We start from the raw sequence: 15,417 nt of genomic DNA, 5'->3' as shown, positions 1-15,417 counted from the left end.
ACGAAATGAACACACAGGAAAACATTAATTATAATCGCATTGCAGATGCTATTGATTATATCAAGTCAAACTTTAAGGAACAACCCAACTTAGATGAGGTTGCCGAAAAAGTGCATTTAAGTCCGTTTCACTTTCAGCGTTTGTTTACGGAATGGGCAGGAACAAGTCCGAAGAAATTCCTGCAATATATTAGTGTCGAACACGCTAAAAAAATCCTTAAAGAAAACAATCGCGCTACTTTGTCTGATGCCGCATTTGATACCGGATTATCGGGAACAAGTCGCTTACATGATTTATTTGTAAACATTGAAGGAATGACTCCGGCCGAATATAAAAACGGTGGTAAAAACCTAGAAATCAATTATAGTTTTGCCGAAAGTCCGTTTGGGAATATCATAGTTGCTTCTACCAATAAAGGAGTTTGTTTTATGGCTTTCGCCGAAGATGAAGAAATTGGATTTCAGGATTTAAAAAACAAATTCCCAAATGCAACATTCGCCAGAAAACTCGATTTGGCACAACAAAACGCTTTGTTTATTTTCCAAAACGACTGGACTAAATTATCGGAAATTAAACTGCATTTAAAAGGAACCGATTTTCAATTGAAGGTTTGGGAAACTTTACTTAAAATCCCTATGGGGAAACTTTCTACCTATGGTACAATTGCACAACAAGTGGAGAAACCAAATGCTTCAAGAGCTGTTGGAACTGCTATTGGAAGTAATCCTGTTGCATTTCTTATTCCGTGTCATCGTGTAATTCAATCTTCAGGAACTTTTGGAGGTTATATGTGGGGAAACACCCGTAAAACCGCAATTATTGGCTGGGAAGGCGTTCAAATTAATTCAGAGATTTAAGATTATACATTAAACTTTCTCGAAAAAACTTTGCGTAAGCGCACTGCTGTGCTTCCCTACAATAAAAATTGCGCAAATATTATGATCAATCAAATTTAATATATTCATGCAAAATATACAATCAAAAATTGCTTCTCAAAACTGGGAAAGCATCACCGAATCTATGCATCAAAACGGATTTGCGATTATTCCGAATTTAATTAATCACGAACAATGCGAGGATTTAAAATTTGATTATGATAATCCAACTTTATATCGAAAAACGGTTATAATGGAACGTTATCGTTTTGGTTTAGGCGAATACAAATACTTCAATTATCCATTGCCTGATTTAATTCAAACGATTCGAACTTCTATTTATCCTAAACTGGCGCCAATTGCTAATGCATGGATGAAAGCATTAAATATAAATACTATTTTTCCTGAAACACACGAAAAGTTATTGGAACAATGTCATGCTAATAATCAATTAAAAGCTACTGTTTTAATTTTAAAATATGGTAAAAGTGGTTTTAATACCTTACATCAGGATTTGTATGGCGATGTTTATTTCCCTATTCAAATGGTGCTTTTCCTTAATGAACCTGATGTCGATTTTACGGGTGGCGAATTTGTTTTAACACAACAAACTCCAAGAGCACAATCGAAAGCAATTGTATTGAAACCTAAAAAAGGTGATGTGTTGGTTTTTACAACGAATTTTAGACCTATAAAAGGCACAAAAGGATATTATCGCGTAAATATGAAACATGGCGTGAGCGAAATTCATTCCGGTGAAAGACATACGTTGGGAATTATTTTTCATGATGCGTTATCGTAATTTTGAGGTACAAAGGTTCAGAGATACAAAGGATCAAAGGTTTTATCCTAAAAATATTTAACCGGAAATATCGTAGAGACGCACTGCTGTGCGCCTCTACGATACGAATCTATGATTCGCCTATAATAAAAACATATAAAACTAAATGATTTATCATTCTAAAATTCTCGATTCTGATTTACGAATTAAAATTAAAAATTCGGAAATTTGCTTTGGTGGAAACCAAAAACTTAAAATTTATGGAACGCTGCAATGTGCTTCGGGAAAAAGAATGAAACGGGAAAATCGGGTCTTCTTTTTATCTGAAAATGAAGCCAGACAAAATGGTTTCAGACCTTGCGGACATTGCATGAAAACCGAATATCAAAACTGGAAAAATGGACTTATTTAATCCCGAAATAAACGAAACAACGAATCTGCTTCCTAAAGACGGAACCGTAAATTATTACGGAAAATTATTTCCGCGAGAAAATGCAAATCATTATCTGGACGTTTTATTAAACAATATAGAATGGAAAAATGATGAAGCAATTATCTTTGGAAAACTAATTATTACAAAGCGAAAAGTGGCGTGGTACGGCGATTCTGGTTTTGAATATACATATTCGAATACGACTAAAAAAGCCTTGCCGTGGACGAAGGAATTACTTGAATTAAAAGCTGAAATTGAGAAAAAAACAGGCGAAACATTCAATTCTTGTCTGCTTAATTTATACCATTCCGGCGATGAAGGAATGGCGTGGCACAGCGATGCCGAAAAAGATTTGAAAAAAAATGGTGCCATTGGTTCGGTAAGTTTTGGTGCTGAACGCAAGTTTGCCTTCAAACATAAGGAATCTAAAGAAACCGTTTCTTTAATCTTGGAACATGGCAGTTTATTAGTGATGAAAGATACTACTCAAACACATTGGTTACATCGATTGCCACCAACAAAAACAACATCTAAACCTCGAGTAAATTTGACTTTTAGAACGATTGTTGAGTAAAGATTTACAATTCTTGCGATATTCATACCTAACAGGTTTAAAAACCTGTTAGGAAATTATACTTACATTTTCACCAACCCTGATTCAAGCCGTTTTTAAGGACTTCTTCGTATTTATCTTTATCAAAAGTATATAAATTAGGTGCTTTATGAGCGACATTACTTTTCTTTTCGTCGAGTTTATTTAAGATTCCGATGTTGTTGATTTTGCGAAGAAAATTTCGTCTGTCCAGCTTTTTATCTAAAATCGTTTCATACAATTTCTGAAGTTCCGGCATCGTAAATTTTTCGGGTAATAAATTATAACCTAGTGGCATTAAATTCAATTCAATTCTAAGTATGTTTAAGGCTTTGTCCAGGATTTCTTTATGATCTAAAATAAGTTCCGGAACTTCTTTATGATCGATCCATTCTATAGCTTCCCGACTGTTTTCCTTCTGAGGAGTCGCTTTTAAAAAATCAACTAAGGCGTAATATCCAATCGTTACAAAACGTTGGGTAAACCATTTTCCTGCTTCTTTCGGAATTTTAAAATGTTCCAGAACTGCATTCCCAAAATGTTGATCGTTTCGTTTTACTCTTCCAAAAGTGGCAAATTGTCTCAGGAAAATACCTTCCATTCCCGTTCGTTCATTTAAAACCGTAACTGCTGCGGTATCAATATCTTCGTCAATAGGAACAAATCCGCCGGGTAGAGACCATTTGTCTTCGTACGGAGTTTTAATCAATAAAATTTTAAGCTGATTATCATGAAAACCAAAAATGACACAATCGATGGAAAGTCCGGGCTGGTAATTTTCGTTATTCATTATTATTCCTTTTGACATTCACTTTTGTTAAGATCAATATTCCATTCAAATAAAGATGCAATTTAAGGCATTTTTACAGAAAGAAAACTTTTTTTCAAAAATGCTTAATTAACAATCCAAAAAGCATAAATTCAAAAATCTATGATTCACAATTTTCACTTAAAATTAAAAATCGAATCAAAAAAATAATTACATTGCGTCATAATAACACAATTAAAAAGTAATCTGTTATTTTTTATCTTATATAAAGAATATTATTACGGAAAACCTGGTCTTTGTAGTTTATTTAATTCAATTGAAAAAGTAGAATGTTAATGCAGGAGATATGATTACCAATCCGTTAAAAAATATAAATCAAAAAATTAGAACCAAAATCTGGACTTCGTTTGGCTTTGTTTCTAAAACCTATTTATTAGAAGCTTCTTTAAAATATAGCGAAGAACAGGAACGAATTTTCAACCAAATGATCGTTGAAACTGAAGCAAAAGATAAAAAGGCAAAACGTGAAGCTTTTGATAAAGCATTATTTGCATCTTATAAAGGAATTGGCGCTATGGACTTTATTCATACTGTTTTGAAGTAAATCTAAAACCTTTCAAAATCAATATTATTGGCTTTTATTTTATATTGCCAATCTCAAAATTTATTCAACCTTGCTAAACGGCAAGGTTTTTTTTGTTTTATAAAGTGCTATTTTATCGCCCATATATTTTTAAAATTTTTAAGTTTCATTACAACTCAACCGAATATTTTTTGGAATTACCTTTGCCAATGTCAATAAAATAACGCAATTTTATTCTCAATTTAAATCACTTTAATTTTAACTGAAACAAAATATTTTCAAAATTTACATTTTCAAAAATGCTCTCAGATAAGATTATACTTAAAATAATTATTGGAAATAATATTAAAAAACAACAATGGAAAATCTTATTCAATCAGAGAATTACAAAATTCAAAAGCCTGCAGAATGGGCGACCAATACTAATGACAATCAACTTATTGAATACATTAAGGAATCAGATTTTGCAAGTAAACAAATCGATGAAGGAAGAGATTATTGCTATTTTTTAGATAAAATTTATTACACAAGTGATGAGGAAAATAGTGAATATGCATGTGTTGCCTATACTTTGAACGAACCATCTAATCTGGAAAATGCATCTGTAATGGATGTTGTGGTTGAAGAAAATGAGACTTACATCATACATAGAATAAGCGTTTTAAGAGAAGGTGTTCTTGTTGACAAAATTCCTGATACTAAAATTAAAGTGCTTGACAGCGAAAACCAAAGTGATGGCGGCGTTTTGAGCAGCAATAAAAAAATCAATATTACTATAAAGGATTTACGTCTTTATGATGTTTTAATCATGGAAGATTCACGTGTAAAAGTTTTTACGGAACGTGACTTTTTGCGCAAGGAATTTTCGAAGTTTGTTTGGGTTAGTCCAAGTACTTATTGGGCTTACGGAAGTTATAATTTTACTTTTATCAATGATCGTAAAAATACTATTGCCTACAAAAAAACTTTTTTTAGAGATGAAGACGGAAATGTATTAACACCGGAAATCAATTATTTAGAAAAAGGTCAAAAGTTTACTATCCAAAAAGAAAACTATATCAATTTTGTAGATATAAACAGGGAAATTGCTCCTTTTATCGATTTTGCGACTAATAGTAACTGGATCGACTTGTCTAATTATATTTCTCCTTTATATGAAGATGTTTACAATAAATCATCTTTACAGGAATTCGCTCCTAATTTGATTGAAAAACTTGATGCAATTACCAATAAAGATGAGCAATTGCAATTTGCGATAGATTATGTTCAAAATCATGTTTATTATGTTTTTAATGCTGATGAAATGAACGGTCATAAACCTCAGGAACCAGCCATAACATATGAAAATAAACAAGGAGATTGTAAAGCAAAATGTGTTTTATTGAAAGTAATTTTAGATTATATCAAGGTTGAATCGTCTGTAGTTTTGGTGAATTTCAATACGGATCATTATCTAAAATATTATTTACCTTCATTACTGACTTTTAATCATGTAATTGTAAAAATTGATTATAAAGATGAAACCTATTTTATTGATGCTACAAGTCGTGATGAATTTGGATTGATTGAAAATCGTGGATTTATTTATTTTATGCATTATTTAGAGGTTAAACCAAATCAGGATTTACAAATAAAAAAATCGCATAAATTCCCTTATTATGGTATTAATGAAAAAGCCGAATTTAATGTTGAAAACAATATCGGAAAGCTTTCATTAACGACAACTTACAAAGGAAATCGTGCCAATTATATGCGTAAGTATTTTAAGAATACCAACAAAAGAGAAATCATTGACAGCTGGAATAATTTCTTTTTTTATACGCTGAATTACAACAATGACAGAAACGGAACTGATGTTAGAAACATCTTTAAAGAAGCAACAATTGAAACTGTAAGCGATGATAAACGATTGAACGAATACACGATTCGATATAAGGCAAATGTTGAAAATCCGTATTTTACAGATGCACAAAAGAATCGTTTTTTAATGTATTTTGATCGAAATGTAATTAAAAATAATGCGCGCGATTTTTTGCATACTGATATCTCTTTCTGGCATAATTTTGATAATGAAAAATATGAAATCAATCTTTACACAGATCAAAGAATTGATGTAGAAGAAAAATTTACGGTTCAGGAAAGCACGATTAAAAATCCGTATTTTGATTATACAAGCCGTAAAAAAGTGACTAAAAATGGCGCTACAATTAATGTGGATTATTTGCCATTAGTAAATTTAGAAATTCCGCCAGCAGATTTTGAAGAATTCAGAAATGCGCATCATGAGGTTGCAGATAGTAATTTCGGACTTGGAATTGATATTATAGAACAGGGATTTATGAATTTGATGAAATTTAATTTCAAAAAACTGGTAAAGTAATTATAACAGAAACGGGGCTAAAATTTAGCCCCGCTTTTTGTTATTAACTCTTGTTGCGATTATTTTTTAACACATACACTCTTTGTTGATTTCTAAATTAAATCTATGTGTTAGATATTTTTCACGCAGATTTTGCAGATTGAGCAGATTTTTTTTAATCTATTTAATCCTTTATCTGTAGTTTTGATTTAAAGCAATTCAAAATCAGATTTCAATTTGATATCTGCTGATGAAGCGCCTATCATTACTTCAAAATCTCCTGCTTCTGCAATAAATTCTAATTTGTCATTATAAAATGATAATTTTTGTTTGTCAATTGTAAATTCAATTGTTTTAGATTCTCCCGCATTTAATTTTACTTTTTGGAAATCTCTTAATTCTAAAATTGGTCTTACAACAGATCCAAATTTATCCTTTAAATACAATTGAACGACTTCTTCTCCGGCAACTTTTCCAACATTTGATAATTGAAAAGAAACTTTTATTGTTTCATTATCCTTCATTTTAACCGAAGATAATTTCAAACCTGAATAATCAAATTTAGTATAACTTAAACCATACCCAAAAGGGAATTTAGGTGAGTTTTTTAAATCGATATACGAAGAAACATATCCTTTTGAATTTTCATTTGGAGCTGGTCTTCCTGTACTAAAATGATTGTAATAAATTGGCACTTGCCCTACCTCTCTCGGGAAAGTCATTGGCAATTTTCCTGACGGATTATAATCTCCACATAATACATTTGCGATTGCATTTCCTGCTTCTGTACCTAACCACCAAGTGTATACAATTGCAGGAACATTATCTGCTGTCCAGTTAAAAATTAAAGGACGTCCGGCATTTATTAAAACTACAACCGGTTTTCCTGTTGCCTGAATTGCTTTTACTAAATCTTCCTGAACTCCTGGTAAACCAAGATTGCTTCGGCTTTTTGCTTCACCGCTCATGTCCCGTCTTTCTCCAATACTTAAAATAACGACATCGGCTTGTTTTGCAGTTGCTATTGCTTCGGCAAAACCATTTTTGTTGTCTCCATCTACTTCACAACCTTTGGCATAAAGCAATTTTGTGTTTTTACCTACTTTATTTTGCAAACCATCCCATTGTGAAACTACCCATTTATCATAATCAACGTCCGGCAATTCTACTGACCAAAATCCCATATTGGCTTTGTATTCTTTTACCATTGGTCCAATGAATGCAATAGTTTTCAGGTTTTTTGAAAGTGGTAAGGTTTCATTGTCATTCTTTAATAAAACGATACTTTTTTGCGCTACTTCAAGAGCCGCTTTTCTGTTTTCAGGATTATTCAAGGCTTTTTCAGCTCTTTTTTCATCTGAATATTTATAAGGATCATCAAATAATCCTAATTCGTATTTTTTACGAAGAATCCTTTTTACTGCGTCATCGATCAAATCGACAGATACTTTTCCTTCTTTCACTAATTCGGCTAAATGATATCGATAAGCATTACTTTCCATATCCATATCGCTTCCCGCTGTAATTGCAGAAAGTGCAGCAGCTTTAAGGTCTTTTGAATATCCGTGCGCCACCATTTCGCCAATAGAACCCCAATCTGAAACTACAAATCCCTGAAAATTCCATTTTCCTTTTAAAATATCACGTTGTAAATGTGCATTTCCAGTTGCAGGAATTCCGTTTAAATCATTAAATGAATTCATAAAAGTGGCTGCTCCGGCATCAAGTGCAGCTTTGAAAGGTGGCAAATAGGTTTCCCACAACATTCTTTCGCTCATATCTACAGAGTTGTAATCTCTTCCGCCAACACCAGCGCCATAAGCTGCAAAGTGTTTTACGCAAGCCATAACTGAGTTTAAATCGCCGAGTTTATTTCCCTGAAAACCTTTTACCCTGGCGTAAGCAATTTTAGATCCCAGATACGTATCTTCTCCGGCACCTTCCATCACTCTTCCCCAGCGAGGATCACGGCTAATATCTACCATTGGTGCAAATGTCCAGTGAATTCCGCTTGCTGAAGCTTCTGTAGCTGCAACTCTTGCCGCCAATTCTATTGCTGCTAAATCCCAACTCGCAGCTTCAGCTAACGGAATTGGAAATGTGGTTTTGTAACCGTGTATAACGTCCTGACCAAATAACAACGGAATTTTTAAACGAGATTGCATCGCTAATTCCTGATATTGTCTGGTGTATTTTGTTCCAATAATATTAAGCATTGAACCTACGATTCCGGCTTTTATTTCGGCTTGTTTGTTTGGGTTTATCGTGATTGGTCCTGTTGCAGAGTTATCTCCTGTATATTGATTTAACTGACCAATTTTCTCTTCAATGGTCATTTTTTTCAATAGAGCATTTACTTTCTGGTCTATTGTTTCTTGTTGGGCGACGGCAAAAAAGGATACCATCAACAAGGTTAATGTGGTTAATTTTTTCATTCTTGTTTAATTAATTTCTATTAAAACTGGCAAGTGATCTGACGGATATTTTAAATCTTTTGAATCACTTAAAACTGCATGCTTTTGTATTGTTAGTCCGCTATTTTTAGAGACAAAAATATAGTCTATTAATAAAGTCACTGGTTCATTATGTTTAAAACCGTTGAATGTTCCTGATGGTCCAAAAGGTTTTTCTTTCGAAACATCTTTAGTATCATCCATTACTTTTTTTATTGCAACAATTTGTTTTGTTGCAGGTTCTGAATTAAAATCCCCCATTAAAAAAACAGGATATTTTTTGGTGTTTATTTCTGCTATTTTCGAAAGAACCAATTCTATTCCTTTTACTCTTGCGACTTCGCCAATATGATCGAGATGGAGATTAAAAACCCAAAATGTTTTTTTAGTTTTTAAATCTTTAAACAAACCATACGTACAAATTCTATTACAGGCACCGTCCCAACCTTTTGAAACTACGTTTGGAGTTTCTGACAACCAAAATGTATTGGATTCCTTAACCTCAAAACGATCTTTTTTATAGTAAATAGTACAAGCTTCTCCTTTTCCGTCTTCTTCTCTGCCTATCCCAAATTTATTATAATCCGGCAAAGCCAATGCGATATCTATAACCTGACCTGGTGTTGCTTCCTGAACTCCCAAAATATCAGGGCTATAAAATTGTATTTGTGAACCAAAATAATCTTTCCGGTTTGGCCAGGCATTTTCTCCATCTGATGCAACATTCAAACGAACATTATAAGTCATCATTTTCAAATTCTGACTATAAAATTGTGCACTAACAAAAAGCAATATTGCTACTAAAAAAAATGGTTTTATCTTTTTCATTTTTAAAAATTTAATTCCGTAAAGCTACCATTTCAATAGCTTTAAAGAAAAAAATTAACTTTAAAACAATGTTACTATATATGTTATTATTGTCAATATTAAGTTGATCATAATTATAAATATTTTGTCAAACGAACTACTTTTTTGAGTTTCCTTTTTTACTTTCCGAAAAATCTAAATAGTTCAAATTAAATCCTCCTTTTTCAAAAACAACTTTAATTTTATTAGTTCCTGAATTTAATGCTACGTCAGATAAAATAATGGTTTTCCATTTGTCATTTCCTCCTGTAACAGGAAGTGTAATTGTTTCAGACTTCTTTCCGTTTGCTGTTTCCAGATAAATTTTCCCTTCAAGATTTTCGCTTGAATAGCGAATTGCTACTTTGTATGTTTTCTGTTTTGTAACTTCGGTAGTAAATTGTAACCATTCGCCGTCTTCAATAAACGAAACCTGATATCCGTTTGATCCTGCATCTTTACATGGCAAAATATCCACGCCATCATTTCGCATGGTATTTCCTTTGTTCCACTCATCAAATTTTCCGGTTTCAACTCTGTAGTTTACAAAATCTTTATCCAGATATGCAACTCCATTTGTTCCTAAATCATATTGTGTTGCCGCAATTTTCCCGGGAATTATATGTTTTTTATAAGGTTTTGTGTCGTTGGTTTGTACTTGTCTGAACATTGCATCAATTACATCTGGTTTAACGGTCAGGTTTTCCATTTTGTAATTATCTGCCATTTTCATTAATGTTTTTTTCGCAAAATCAGCCGATGGTTTTTGTCCGCCCTCTTTCCAATATTTCAATAAAACATCATATTCAGGAATTTTGGTTACTGAAGTTACGCCTGCAATATTTTCAATTTTTTTCATTGGCCAGAAAGCCCAACCTATATTATTGCTTTCAACCAATGTCAGCGCATCTTTAAACCATACATTCGAATTTTCTCCGCTTTCTCCCAACCAAATCGGCACATTGTATTTTGTTCTGTAATCCAGCATTTTCTGGATTGATTCTTTGGTATTGTAGTTCCAGTATTTATGAAAACTCAACGCCATATTTTCATCCCATAAAGGGAAAATTCCGTTATAATTATTTCCCCAGCAATTGCCTTCAATAAAAATTAAATGGTTGGTATCGACTTCGCGAATTGCTTTTGTAACCTTTACCATTAAATCTCTTAAAGGTCCGTTTGAGTTTTCGTCACAGCCGTTTTTATTGGTTCCGGTAAAATTCCAATTGGGTTCATTGATAATGTCATAAGCGCCAATCCACGGATTATCTCTGTAACGAGAAGCTAGTTTTTTCCATAAAGCAATCATTTTTTTCTGATTGGCTTCACTTTCCCAAAGAGATGGTTTTGTAGTGTCATAATCAGAAATTGCTGCGTCATTTCCTTGTCCGCCCGGCGCAGCATGCAAATCAAGAATAAGATACATCTTGTTTTCAGCGCACCATTTTAGCAAGTTATCTGTGGTCGTAAAACCTTCTTCTATCCATGTAATTTCTCCATTTTTTTCTTCCTGAATTGATGGCGTATATAGATTATAATGCATTGGCAAACGAATGGAATTAAATCCCCAGGCGGCTAACGAATCAACATCGCGCTTCGTGATTCCGTTTGCTTTATAAGCGGCATAAAATTCTTTTGTTCCTTGTTCTCCTATTACTTCTTCAATCTTTTGTTTGATAATATATTGCGGACTTGCAAAAGGCTGTGTCTGCATCATATATCCTTCCTGCACCATCCAGCCGCCTACGCCAAGACCTCGCAATAGTATATTTTTTCCGTTTCCATCAACAATATTCTGACCATCTCTGTGCAAAAATCCTTGTGCAGAAGTGGCAATTGAAAGCAGTAATTGAAATGTTATAATTAAATTTTTCATGCTTTTATTTAAATCTTAATCAGCTTTATGAGTTTTATTTTAATCGGAAATCTTTTGTTTGATTGGCGATTTGAATTGTAAATGTTCCTTTTTCAGCAATCCATTTCAAATCTTCGTTTACAAATTGTAGGTCTTTTTGATTCAAAGTGAATTTTACAGATTTGGTTTCTCCCGGATTTAAACTTATTTTTTCGAATCTTTTTAGTGCTTTAACTTCAGGTGTAATACTTGCTACATTGTCTGATAAGTACAATAAAACGGCTTCTTTTCCTGCTTTTGAACCTGAATTTTTAACATCAACGGTAACATTTACTTCTTCTGAATTAGTGATTTCAGATTTGTCAATTTTTAAATTTGAATACGCAAAAGTGGTATACGATAATCCTGTTCCAAACTCAAATTGAGGCGAATAACTTTTCTCGTACTTCGCATCATTATTTTGTTCTCCTTCAGAAATACTCTCGGTATATTTTCTATTGTATTTTTCTAATGAATTAGGATATTTTGGATAATTATAAGGCAATCTTCCACTTGGGTTTACATCTCCGTATAAAATATCAACCAATGCTCTTGCACCTTCATTTCCAGGAAGATAACATTGTACAACGGCGCTCATTTTATCTTCGAAATCACTAATTAATCTTGGTCTTCCTTCGTTTAAAACTAAAACTATTGGTTTGTTTAATTTTGATAATGCAAGGGCTAATTTTATTTGTGAAGGACTCATATAAAGATTACTGATGTCGCCCGGAGTTTCTGTGTAATTTTTCTCTCCTAAACACAAAACAATTTTCGATGCTGTTTTTGCTAAATCTATTGCTTTCTGAATTTCGGCATCGTCTTCTTTTTCCAGATCGGCGCCTTGTGTATAAAGTACATTTTCTTTCCCTAATTTATTTTGAAAAGCTTCTAAAATTGTAGATTTATCTGCTGCGTAGGTATCTGAGTTTTCTCCTTGCCAATTGTATGACCAACCTCCGTTAAGGTATTTCATGCTATTTGCGGTTGCGCCTGTAACTAAGATTTTTTCGCTTTTATTTAATGGTAAAACCGATGCATTGTTTTTCAATAAAGTAATAGATTCTGCCACTGTATTATAGGCTTCCTGAATGTGTTCCGGTGATCCGAATTTTGGATAATCTTTTAGGTTTGCAACTGAATTTTCGAATAAATTCAGTTCAAATTTCATTTTTAAGATTCGGGAAACGGCATCGTCAATTCTGGAAATTGGTACTTCTCCTTTTTTTACCAAATCAACTAAATCGGTGTAAAACGAAAATTCTTCAGGAACCATACTCATGTCAATTCCCGCCATAACTGCAATTCTAACCGCATCACGTTTAGATTCGGCAACTTTATGTCTTGTATATAAATAGATAATATCTTTCCAGTCCGTCACGACTACACCTTGAAAATTAAGTTCTTTTTTAAGAATATCTGTAATTAAATGTTTGCTTGCGTGTACGGGAGTTCCGTTGATTTCGCCAGAACTTACCATTACACTTTTTGCTCCGGCATTAATTGCTGCCTGATAAATTGTTAGGTCATATTGTCTTAATAATCTTTCCGGAATTATGCTTGGCGTTCTGTCTTTTCCTGTGGTTGTGCTTCCGTAACCTATGTAATGTTTCATACATGAGGCAACGCTGTATTTTGAACCTACGTTATTATTTCCCTCAAAACCGTTTACTAAAGCAACTGCCATTTGTGATGATAAATAGGCATCTTCTCCAAATGATTCCCACATTCTTGACCACGCAGGATTTCTTGGAAAATCTAAATCCGGTGAAAAAACCCACGGAATTGATGAAGCTCTTGTTTCATAAGCTGAAATTTCGGCTCCGCGTTTTACTAAGGCTGTATTAAATGTTGCGGCTAAGCCTATTTGCTGCGGAAACAATGTTGCTCCAGCTGTGTAACTTGCACCGTGAATAGCGTCTATACCATATAAAACCGGAATTTTAAGTCTTGTTTTATTTGCTTCATCTGAGATTTCCGTGATGGTTTCCTGCCATCTTTTTAAGGTTGGAGCGCCGGGATTTGGCACGTTCAAAATAGAACCAATATGATAATCCTGAATTCCTTGTTTTAGTTTAGCTGCGTCAAAATAACCTGGTTTTGAAGGATCTTCAAAAATAGTAACGGTTATTTGTGTCATCTGACCTACTTTTTCTTCCAGTGTCATTTTTGACAATAGTTCCGAAACTTTAACGTCAATATCACTTTTTTTATTTTGACTCCATGCTGCTCCACAAATCAGGAAAGCCAGCATTAGCAATTTGGTCTTTTTCATTTTTAACTTTATTTAAATTTCATAATTCAAACTCTAATATTCCAGAGTCTGCATGGCGTGTGCCGGTATTGTAATGGTTGTTTTTTGGCTGTTATTTGTGATGCTGTAAATCACTTCTTTATCAGATGAATTCATGATAATGGTTGCAATTTTCCCATCGGTATTTTTAAATGAAGTACTTAGCAAAGTTTTATCGCTGATAGTTGCTTCGATTCGTTTGGCATTAGGTCTGATGAATTTTGACAAATGACCAATATAGAAATACATTGGCGTGTAGATTAATTCGTCTTTTGAAGTGTCGGCGTGAATTGGCGCAAAGCAGAAATTGCCAACATGATTTGGACCTCCGTTTTGATCTAACAGAATATTCCAATCTGTCCAGGCAACGGTTCCGTTATTGAAATCATTGATCATGTTCAATCCGTAACGTTCTGCATTTCCCCAAAACTGAAATTTAGTCGGATCAAATTTTTCGATACAACCTTCTGTAAAAATTAAGTTTTTGTCAGGAAAAGCTTTGTAAACTTCTCCCACCGATTCAAATTTTGGTGTTCCGCCATTCCATGTTTCGTACCAGTGAAATCCAATTCCCCATGCATATTTTGAAACTTCGGGATCTGAGAAAACAAGATTGGCGCGTTTTACTAACATATCTCCGCGATTATGATCCCAGATAATTATTTTTTTTGAACCAAGTCCTTCTTTTTCTAATGTTGGACCAAGAAAGTTTTTCAGGAAATCTCTTTCTGCTTCGGGCGTATAAATGCAGGATTCCCATCTTTGACTCGCCATTGGTTCGTTCTGAATGGTTAATCCCCAAATAGGAATTCCTTCTTTTTCGTATGTTTTTATAAATTTCGCATAATAATTTGCCCACGATTGTGCAAATTCAGGCAATAAAACGCCGCCGTGCAAAATATCATTATTGTCTTTCATGAAAGCTGGGGGACTCCACGGACTAGCAAATAAGGTTAATTTCCCGCCGGCTGTTTCAATTGCTTTTTTGATAAGTGGAATTCGGTATTTTTTATCGTGGTCAATATTGAAGGTTTTTAAATCTTTGTCGCCTTCCTGAATATAAGTATAACTTTCGCTGCTAAAGTCGCAGCTATGAATGTTGGTTCTGGCTAATGAATAACCAATTCCTTTATTTTTATCGTAATAAGCGGTCAGAAATTCTTGTTGCTTTTTTGGAGATAATTTAGCAAATACTTCTGCACTTGCATCTGTAATTGCGCCTCCAATTCCCAGAAAGGTCTGGTATGTTTTTTTGGGATCTACAATTATAGAAACCGTTGAATTTGTTTGTTGTGTGGTTGCGATTAAATCATTGGATAATGATAATCTTAATGTAGTGTTTTCAGCAGTTGTGTAAACGTTAATCTTTGAATTTGCTTTTGATTTTGCAACACTGGATTGAGCTGCAACCTTTGATGAAGAACAACTTAATTGCAGAATTAATATTGGAATTATTAAAATTTTATGGGTTGATTTCATTGTGTTTTTAAATTCTATTAAAAAAATAAGGGCTAAATGAATAGCCCTTAACTACTAAAA

The 15,417-nt window shown here is 33.4% G+C and carries 12 protein-coding genes; 6 read left to right on the top strand and 6 right to left on the bottom strand.

Annotated features, from left to right (window positions below; all coding sequences use genetic code 11):
* Nucleotides 1–5 precede the first annotated feature (5 nt).
* From ACHZDT_RS05840 to ACHZDT_RS05825, 4 genes are all read left to right on the top strand, one after another.
* The gene (locus ACHZDT_RS05840; protein WP_394773698.1) at nucleotides 6–857 is read left to right on the top strand and encodes a bifunctional helix-turn-helix domain-containing protein/methylated-DNA--[protein]-cysteine S-methyltransferase; all 852 of its coding nucleotides are present in this window, start codon (nucleotides 6–8) and stop codon (nucleotides 855–857) included.
* Between the two features lie 106 nt (nucleotides 858–963).
* Nucleotides 964–1,677 (top strand): 2OG-Fe(II) oxygenase, encoded by a 714-nt coding sequence (locus ACHZDT_RS05835; RefSeq protein ID WP_394773697.1) that lies wholly within the window; start codon nucleotides 964–966, stop codon nucleotides 1,675–1,677.
* Nucleotides 1,678–1,822: 145 nt separating this feature from the next.
* The gene (locus ACHZDT_RS05830; protein WP_394773696.1) at nucleotides 1,823–2,068 is read left to right on the top strand and encodes an Ada metal-binding domain-containing protein; all 246 of its coding nucleotides are present in this window, start codon (nucleotides 1,823–1,825) and stop codon (nucleotides 2,066–2,068) included.
* On the top strand, nucleotides 2,055–2,663 hold the full coding sequence (locus tag ACHZDT_RS05825) for an alpha-ketoglutarate-dependent dioxygenase AlkB family protein (protein WP_394773695.1): 609 nt from the start codon (nucleotides 2,055–2,057) through the stop codon (nucleotides 2,661–2,663). The genes ACHZDT_RS05830 and ACHZDT_RS05825 overlap by 14 nt, the downstream gene beginning before the upstream one ends.
* Before the next feature lie 70 nt (nucleotides 2,664–2,733).
* Here ACHZDT_RS05825 and ACHZDT_RS05820 read toward each other — a convergent pair whose 3' ends face one another.
* The gene (locus ACHZDT_RS05820) at nucleotides 2,734–3,489 is read right to left on the bottom strand and encodes an NUDIX domain-containing protein (protein WP_394773694.1); all 756 of its coding nucleotides are present in this window, start codon (nucleotides 3,487–3,489) and stop codon (nucleotides 2,734–2,736) included.
* A gap of 307 nt (nucleotides 3,490–3,796) precedes the next feature.
* On the opposite strand from ACHZDT_RS05820, the gene ACHZDT_RS05815 reads away from it, so the two are divergent.
* Nucleotides 3,797–4,054, top strand: coding sequence for a hypothetical protein (locus tag ACHZDT_RS05815; protein ID WP_394773693.1), 258 nt, complete (start codon nucleotides 3,797–3,799; stop codon nucleotides 4,052–4,054).
* A 337-nt stretch (nucleotides 4,055–4,391) separates the two neighbouring features.
* Nucleotides 4,392–6,413 carry a DUF3857 domain-containing protein gene (locus ACHZDT_RS05810; RefSeq protein ID WP_394773692.1) on the top strand — a complete coding sequence of 674 codons (2,022 nt, stop codon included), beginning with the start codon at nucleotides 4,392–4,394 and terminating at the stop codon, nucleotides 6,411–6,413.
* Nucleotides 6,414–6,601: 188 nt separating this feature from the next.
* Here the strand turns inward: ACHZDT_RS05810 and ACHZDT_RS05805 are convergent, their stop codons facing one another.
* The 5 genes from ACHZDT_RS05805 to ACHZDT_RS05785 all read right to left on the bottom strand — a co-directional run bounded on the left by ACHZDT_RS05805 (nucleotide 6,602) and on the right by ACHZDT_RS05785 (nucleotide 15,357).
* The gene (locus ACHZDT_RS05805; RefSeq protein ID WP_394773691.1) at nucleotides 6,602–8,827 is read right to left on the bottom strand and encodes a glycoside hydrolase family 3 N-terminal domain-containing protein; all 2,226 of its coding nucleotides are present in this window, start codon (nucleotides 8,825–8,827) and stop codon (nucleotides 6,602–6,604) included.
* Nucleotides 8,828–8,833: 6 nt separating this feature from the next.
* Nucleotides 8,834–9,673: an endonuclease/exonuclease/phosphatase family protein gene (locus ACHZDT_RS05800; RefSeq protein ID WP_394773690.1), complete on the bottom strand. Its 840-nt coding sequence runs from the start codon at nucleotides 9,671–9,673 to the stop codon at nucleotides 8,834–8,836.
* Between the two features lie 136 nt (nucleotides 9,674–9,809).
* Nucleotides 9,810–11,567: a cellulase family glycosylhydrolase gene (locus tag ACHZDT_RS05795; protein WP_394773689.1), complete on the bottom strand. Its 1,758-nt coding sequence runs from the start codon at nucleotides 11,565–11,567 to the stop codon at nucleotides 9,810–9,812.
* A gap of 34 nt (nucleotides 11,568–11,601) precedes the next feature.
* Nucleotides 11,602–13,860: a glycoside hydrolase family 3 N-terminal domain-containing protein gene (locus ACHZDT_RS05790; protein WP_394773688.1), complete on the bottom strand. Its 2,259-nt coding sequence runs from the start codon at nucleotides 13,858–13,860 to the stop codon at nucleotides 11,602–11,604.
* 33 nt (nucleotides 13,861–13,893) lie between these two features.
* Complete coding sequence (locus ACHZDT_RS05785) at nucleotides 13,894–15,357, bottom strand: glycoside hydrolase family 30 beta sandwich domain-containing protein (protein WP_394773687.1); 1,464 nt, start codon at nucleotides 15,355–15,357, stop codon at nucleotides 13,894–13,896.
* Between the last annotated feature and the right edge of the window lie 60 nt (nucleotides 15,358–15,417).

It is taken from the genome of Flavobacterium sp. (genome assembly GCF_043722275.1).
In the GTDB taxonomy this organism is placed as follows: Bacteria; Bacteroidota; Bacteroidia; order Flavobacteriales; family Flavobacteriaceae; genus Flavobacterium.
This window is presented reverse-complemented; position numbering and strand designations above follow the sequence as displayed.

Coding starts and splice junctions, on each gene's coding strand:
- ACHZDT_RS05785 (WP_394773687.1), bottom strand. CDS start 15,357: ATGAAATCAACCCATAAAATTTTAATAATTCCAATATTAATTCTGCAA.
- ACHZDT_RS05830 (WP_394773696.1), top strand. CDS start 1,823: ATGATTTATCATTCTAAAATTCTCGATTCTGATTTACGAATTAAAATT.
- ACHZDT_RS05790 (WP_394773688.1), bottom strand. CDS start 13,860: ATGAAAAAGACCAAATTGCTAATGCTGGCTTTCCTGATTTGTGGAGCA.
- ACHZDT_RS05810 (WP_394773692.1), top strand. CDS start 4,392: ATGGAAAATCTTATTCAATCAGAGAATTACAAAATTCAAAAGCCTGCA.
- ACHZDT_RS05800 (WP_394773690.1), bottom strand. CDS start 9,673: ATGAAAAAGATAAAACCATTTTTTTTAGTAGCAATATTGCTTTTTGTT.
- ACHZDT_RS05835 (WP_394773697.1), top strand. CDS start 964: ATGCAAAATATACAATCAAAAATTGCTTCTCAAAACTGGGAAAGCATC.
- ACHZDT_RS05825 (WP_394773695.1), top strand. CDS start 2,055: ATGGACTTATTTAATCCCGAAATAAACGAAACAACGAATCTGCTTCCT.
- ACHZDT_RS05840 (WP_394773698.1), top strand. CDS start 6: ATGAACACACAGGAAAACATTAATTATAATCGCATTGCAGATGCTATT.
- ACHZDT_RS05815 (WP_394773693.1), top strand. CDS start 3,797: ATGATTACCAATCCGTTAAAAAATATAAATCAAAAAATTAGAACCAAA.
- ACHZDT_RS05795 (WP_394773689.1), bottom strand. CDS start 11,567: ATGAAAAATTTAATTATAACATTTCAATTACTGCTTTCAATTGCCACT.
- ACHZDT_RS05805 (WP_394773691.1), bottom strand. CDS start 8,827: ATGAAAAAATTAACCACATTAACCTTGTTGATGGTATCCTTTTTTGCC.
- ACHZDT_RS05820 (WP_394773694.1), bottom strand. CDS start 3,489: ATGTCAAAAGGAATAATAATGAATAACGAAAATTACCAGCCCGGACTT.